The organism is Nodosilinea sp. FACHB-131 (genome assembly GCF_014695395.1).
GTDB lineage: Bacteria > Cyanobacteriota > Cyanobacteriia > Phormidesmidales > Phormidesmidaceae > Nodosilinea.
Map to the genome: position 1 here is coordinate 59,554 of NZ_JACJOF010000026.1, position 6,562 is coordinate 66,115.

General features: G+C 51.2%; 5 protein-coding genes. 3 read left to right on the forward strand and 2 right to left on the reverse strand.

What is annotated here, in order from left to right:
- Positions 1-48 precede the first annotated feature (48 nt).
- The 3 genes from H6F75_RS16360 to H6F75_RS16370 are packed head-to-tail and all read left to right on the forward strand — an operon-like array spanning position 49 to position 4,726.
- Entirely contained in the window at positions 49-1,197 is a 1,149-nt protein-coding gene (locus tag H6F75_RS16360; protein WP_190753532.1) for an AAA family ATPase, read from the forward strand.
- Between the two features lie 11 nt (positions 1,198-1,208).
- Positions 1,209-3,557, forward strand: a complete 2,349-nt coding sequence (locus H6F75_RS16365; protein ID WP_190753533.1) for a DUF5682 family protein — start codon at positions 1,209-1,211, stop codon at positions 3,555-3,557.
- Positions 3,554-4,726, forward strand: coding sequence for a VWA domain-containing protein (locus tag H6F75_RS16370; protein ID WP_190753534.1), 1,173 nt, complete (start codon positions 3,554-3,556; stop codon positions 4,724-4,726). The genes H6F75_RS16365 and H6F75_RS16370 overlap by 4 nt, the downstream gene beginning before the upstream one ends.
- A 379-nt stretch (positions 4,727-5,105) precedes the next feature.
- Here the strand turns inward: H6F75_RS16370 and H6F75_RS16375 are convergent, their stop codons facing one another.
- Together H6F75_RS16375 and H6F75_RS16380 are read right to left on the reverse strand one after the other, a co-directional pair.
- Entirely contained in the window at positions 5,106-5,783 is a 678-nt protein-coding gene (locus tag H6F75_RS16375; protein WP_190753535.1) for a hypothetical protein, read from the reverse strand.
- A 632-nt stretch (positions 5,784-6,415) separates the two neighbouring features.
- The coding region (locus tag H6F75_RS16380; RefSeq protein ID WP_242019556.1) for an IS1 family transposase at positions 6,416-6,562 on the reverse strand (147 nt) is incomplete at its 5' end.

Genomic DNA, 6,562 nt, shown 5'->3' on the forward strand with positions numbered 1-6,562 from the left:
TTTGGGTAATTTTTCTGCATTAATTTCATCAACAACAAAGCATCAACTATGGCAACCACAAAATCTAAAACTCAACACCCCGACTCTCAACCCCCAACCCCCGATCCCCCATCACCCAATTCCTCTCTCCTCCGCGAACACGCCGAACAGCAATTTGCTCACGAACTCGAAGAACTGGCAAAAGCCGATACACGCCAACGCCCGCCAAACTGGAAGCTTTCCCCTTGGGCAGTAGCTATCTACTTACTGGGAGGCAAACTGGACAATGGTTTTGAAGTGTCTCCTAAATACATTGGCAATCGTCGTTTGATGGAAGTTGCGATCGCAACCCTTGCCACCGATCGAGCCTTACTGCTGTATGGCGTTCCAGGTACAGCAAAGTCCTGGGTGTCTGAGCATTTGGCAGCAGCAGTTTCAGGTGATTCCACCATGCTGATTCAAGGAACCGCTGGTACGAGCGAAGAAGCCATTCGTTACGGCTGGAACTATGCTCGACTGCTGGCAGACGGTCCTTCAATGGAGGCGTTAGTTGCCAGCCCCATGATGCGGGCAATGGCAGACGGAAAAATTGCCCGTGTGGAAGAACTGACTCGCATTCCCTCAGATGTGCAAGATACATTGATTACTGTTTTGTCTGAAAAGACATTGCCCGTTCCCGAACTGAATACAGAAGTGCAGGCGACCAAGGGGTTTAGCGTGATTGCCACAGCGAATAATCGCGATCGCGGTGTCAACGAACTCTCTAGCGCCCTCAAACGTCGGTTTAATACGGTGATTCTGCCTGTTCCCAACACGATCGAAGAAGAAGTCAGCATCGTGCAACAGCGAGTGACAAGCCTGGGACGAGCCTTAGAATTGCCTGCCGAAGTGCCAGCTCTAGAGGAAATTCAGCGGGTGGTGACGATCTTTCGAGAATTGCGGGGTGGAGTCACCATTGATGGCAAAACAAAACTCAAATCTCCCACAGGAACGCTCAGCCCAGCAGAAGCAATCTCAGTCGTGAACAGCGGCATGTCCCTCTCGGCTCACTTTGGTGATGGCTCTCTAACGGCTAGTGATCTGATTTCTGGTTTAGTTGGAGCTGTTGTGAAAGACCCTATACAGGATCAGGTCGTCTGGAAGGAGTATCTAGAAACCGTTGTCAAAGAACGGGACGGTTGGAAAGATTTGTATCGCGCTAGCCGTGTGATGCTCTAGGGGCAATCCTCATGTCAATTCACATTTTTGGAATTCGTCATCATGGACCCGGCTCTGCTCGCAGTCTTTGTGAAGCGTTGACGCAACTTCAGCCAGATATTGTACTGGTGGAAGGACCGCCGGATGCTGAGGCAGTTTTACCTCTGCTGATTGATTCTCAGATGCGTCCACCTGTCGCATTGCTGGTTTATTCACCCGAAAACCCTCAGCAGGCAGCGTATTACCCTTTTGCAGTGTTTTCTCCAGAGTGGCAGGCCATTCACTATGGGTTGACTCAGCAGATTCCTGTCCGATTCATGGACTTACCCCAAACTCATCGGTTTGCCATGGGAATGGCAGACAAGGAACAGGAATTCGCGAATCAAGAACAGCCGCCGGAGGATGGAGAGAAAGCTGAAACAGAATCATTAGAAGCACTCCCTCAGCTAACTCCTAATCCCTATGATGATCCCTTGAGCCTGCTTGCCCAAGCAGCAGGATACAGCGACGGTGAACGTTGGTGGGAACATCTAGTCGAACAACGGCAGGATAGCACAGAGTTGTTTGCTGCCATTTTAGAAGCGATGACTGTGCTGCGATCGCATATTGAAACCAACCCCCAATCCCCACTTTCTAACCTCCACTCCCCACTGGAACCGTATCGAGAAGCCTATATGCGGAAGACCATCCGCGAAGCAGAAAAGCAAGGTTTTCAACGAATTGCCGTTGTCTGTGGCGCATGGCACGCGCCTGCTTTAGCAACGATGCCACCTGCCAAAGAAGATGTTGCCCTGCTAAAGGGACTCCCAAAACTTAAGGTTGAAGCGACTTGGGTTCCCTGGACATATGGACGATTGACAATTAGCAGAGGCTACGGAGCAGGCATTGAATCTCCTGGTTGGTATCAGCATCTGTGGGAACAGGGAAAACGGAGCGTTGGCAAAGCCTCTCTTCTGAAGAATTCCACCCAATCATCTCTTGGCACCACCAGTAGTTCGATTCGCTGGATGACGAAAGTTGCTCGACTACTGCGAAAACAAGACCTTGATGCCTCCTCTGCCAGCGTCATTGAAGCGGTTCGATTAGCTGAAACATTAGCAGCATTGCGCGATCGTCCCCTTCCAGGTCTGCCTGAGTTAAATGAAGCCACCCAGACGGTTCTTTGTTTTGGTGATTCACTGCCAATGCAGTTGATTCAGCAGCAGCTCATTGTGGGTGAACGGTTGGGTAAGGTTCCTGCCGAAACCCCAATGATTCCCCTACAACAGGATTTACAGCGACAGCAGAAGCGACTGCGGCTGAAACCAGCAGCAACAGAAACAACTCTAGATCTGGATCTTCGTAAACCTCTAGATTTAGAGCGATCGCACCTGTTACATCGACTCAACCTATTGGAGATCCCTTGGGGGCGGCAACAATCGACAGGTAACACGAAAGGCACCTTCCGCGAATCTTGGCGGCTGCAGTGGCAACCAGAGTTTGCTATTCACCTGATTGAGGCAGGAATCTGGGGCAATACGATTGAGACGGCTGCCATGACTTGGACGTGCGATCGCGCCAATCAAGCCAATCTGCCCAACCTCACTAAGCTGATTGATCAAACCCTGCTGGCAAACCTCCCTCAGGCGGTCGTTCGCCTGATGAAATGTCTAGAATCAGAAGCTGCACTGGCAAGCGATATGGCACATCTGATGAATGCTTTGCCTCCTCTAGTGAACGTGACGCGCTACGGGACAGTGCGCCAGTTTGAAACGACAACAGTGGGGCATGTCGTTAACGGGCTAATCACTCGCATTTGCATTGGTCTACCGATTGCTGCGGCTTCTCTGGATGATGATGCAGCAACTCAAATGCATCAGCAGGTAAACGACGTGAATGGCGCGATCGCGATTCTTCAACAACCTGATGCTTTAGAAATGTGGCAACAGGTTCTCCTTCAACTGGCCGACCAGCAGGGGTTACATGGGCTGGTAGCGGGGCGCTGCTGTCGCCTACTCTTTGAAGCCGGAGTCTTTCAGCCAGAAGATACGGCACGACGACTGGGGTTAGCACTCTCAACGGCCAGCGAACCTGCTCAAGCTGCCGCCTGGATTGAAGGATTTTTAGCAGGCAGTGGGTTATCGCTGCTCCATAACCCAACGCTTTGGCAAGTTTTAGATGACTGGGTGGCTCAGCTATCGAGTGAAACGTTTACTGCAATTTTGCCGCTGTTGCGTCGCACTTTTTCTACCTTCGCTGCCCCTGAACGCCGCCAGATGGGAGAGCGAGTTCGGCAGGGAAATAGTCATACCCCTGTATTCGTCAAAGCGGGTTCGTTTGATAGCGATCGCGCCGATTCCGTCCTCCCACTTGTTGCCCAATTACTTGGTATTGCACCATGACGGACTCTCCCTCAACAGAACGATTGAGACGCTGGCGGCTCATCCTCGGTGGTGGCGCAGCGGATGGCATTTGCAGTTCAACCAACGGTAATGGCATGGAAGGTGACGGCTTTAGTTTGGGAGGGGCAGATCAAGCGATCGATCAGACGTTGAGTGCGCTTTACGATAGCGATCGTCAAGGTGGACTGGGGGCTTCCTCTCCCAAAGTGGCGCGTTGGTTGGGTGACATTCGCACCTACTTTCCCACTTCAGTTGTAAAAGTGATGCAGCAAGATGCCTTGAATCGGCTGAACCTGCGCCAAATGTTATTGGAACCAGAACTGCTGGAGGCAGTAGAACCTGATGTGCATCTGGTCTCTAACCTGTTGTCACTAAGTGGGGTAATGCCTGGTAAGACAAAAGAAACCGCTCGAATTGTGGTCAGACGAGTCGTTGAAGATCTGATCCGCAAACTTGAAAATCCAACTCGGCAGGCAATTTTGGGTAGCCTCAATCGTTCTATCCGCAACCGTCGTCCCCGCCATCACGAAATTGATTGGCATCGGACAATTCGTGCCAATCTGAAACACTATCAGCCTCAATACCGCACCATTATTCCTGAAACTCGGATTGGTTTTGGACGCAAACGTTCTGCCCTGCGAAACATCATTCTCTGCGTGGATCAGAGTGGTTCAATGGCAACCTCCGTCGTTTATGCCGGAATATTTAGTGCTATTTTGGCATCCCTCCCCGCAGTGCAAACCCATATGGTTGTGTTCGATACGGCAGTGGTTGACCTGACCGACTTGCTGCAAGATCCCGTTGAGGTTTTATTTGGAACTCAGCTAGGAGGCGGCACTGACATTAATCAGGCACTCGCTTACTGCCAAAGCCTGATTTGCCAACCACAGGATACTATCCTCGTGTTGATCAGTGACCTATATGAAGGGGGTAATCAGGATGAAATGCGAAAGCGCATCAGTAGCCTCGTTGCTTCAGGAATTCAATTCATCACCCTGCTGGCACTCAATGATGATGGCGCACCCTGCTATGACCATAGCAACACTCAATTCATGGCATCTCTGGGTATCCCTGCATTTGCTTGTACACCCGATCGCTTCCCCGATCTGATGGCAGCCGCCATTAACCGTCAAAACCTCAACCAGTGGTTAGCAGAGCAGACTACTTAGCTTTAGCTCGACTATAATGCTGCTGTCAGTTTGCAGAATAACCGATAGGTTAATCGTGCAGTAGCGATTCCACAGAACCATGGTACCGAGCGCTAGGTAGAGCCGTTGCCTTTGTCAGCGGCTAGGTAAAGCCGTTGCCTTTGTCAGCGATGGAGCGCTGGCACATACAAGCTTTTCACTCGCACTCAGACCTGAAGCTGACGCAACTCTTGGCATCTTGTGTCAGCTCACCCTTTCCCTCTTACAAGGTTTTAAGCTTTTCATCTACTTGTGTCAGGCAGTCAGGGTTGAATAGCTGTATGGTGCCAACTAGGGATTCATGTACGTCTCGGCCTGCACGATCGTCTCCTCGGCATAGCGGTGTTCTTAAGGGCTGGGGTTAGCTGCCAGGGTCTGCTATGTGTACTCGATCGCCCGCGGCATACCGCGGTCGTGTTGTCCTTGAATGCCCCACCAAGATCAAGTAGGTTGAGGCCATGGGCAGCAGGTCAAGCGATTTTAGGGCCATCCATTCAGCCTGGAGGTAGTCAGCCTGATCATAGGCATCGCTAGAAAGCATCTGGAGCCTGGTTGCTTGGGCCTTGTGGTACGTCTTTAACGATGGCCAGGCATTACCGCTCGTCCAGCGATCGCCAATAAGTTCAAACTGTTCTGCTGCCCGGTTGGCACACTGAGTTAGTAAGGCATCGTAGGTGTAGTAAAAGCGGGAGCGAAGGTGGTCGAGATAAGCCGCAAAGATACGGCTATAGCTGGCCTCCATCTCGCCCCAGACCGCTGGTTGACTGAGGAAACCCTTGTGCACTTTAGCAATACCGCGATAAATGCCGATGGGCACAAGCCCCAACAGCGGCTTGTTGGCTGCTTTAGCCAAGCGATCGCACTCCTGCGCCAGCGGTAGCAGGCGGGCCTCATCCCCGTGCCATTTGGCCTTCAAAAGCACCGATTTGGTCCCCCAAATGTCGATGTGATGGGGGTTTGCTGCTATGCCCCGTTCGTAATAGCCTTGCCAGACCAATAATGCTGGCTCTGTCGAGGGTTCACCGGCTACGCGCTGCATTGCGGTCGCTTGGGCTGGGTTGAGGACTCCCATTTGGGCCAGTTAAATTACAGCCGGGGAGAAGGAGCAAGGTGCCCAAAAGGATGGCTAGCGCTAGAGACCGATGCTGCGTCTTGGATGGAAGGTAGAGATGGCAGCTCTAGCCTAGCCACGCATGCAGGCTGGCACCGTGAGTGATGCTACCGAAGTTGTGAACGATTTTTGGGCACTGTATCGGGTACTGGACTGTCAAAGGTGATCATGTTGATTTACCCCTGACGTTGTTCGATAGGGCAGTGCCGAACAATACGCTTGCACACCGACCGTTTTGAGCTGGTTGGTTGAGATCGAAAGTTTACTAGCGGTGGGTGAAGCAGAACGTTATGTCGCAAGTTGTGAGCGGGAACATAGTTGAGACCCTATCGGTTGTACTCAAGGTTAACCTGCTTGAATTCAGGGTTGGGGTGGTAATTCGAAGAATATCTTTGAAGCAATCGTCCACGCTGAGGAGACGAACAAATGAAAAAATTGTTGTTCAAGAAACTGTTGTTCCCAGCACCAGTCTAGCCATGCGATCGCTACCATGCCTCGATTTTGCTGATGCGTTTAAATGTCAACTTCCAGAGAATCAACCACAAAACATAGAGGTAGTACTAGAGAGGTAATGATGCGTTGTAGTGGTGAATAAAATTCCACAGCAAGCCAATGTGATTGCGCAGACTTTTAGAGAAGGCTAAGCTGCGTCTGACAAAGCGTGAAACCCGCTGTCTGAGAGTATTGTTGAATCGCTCAATGTAACT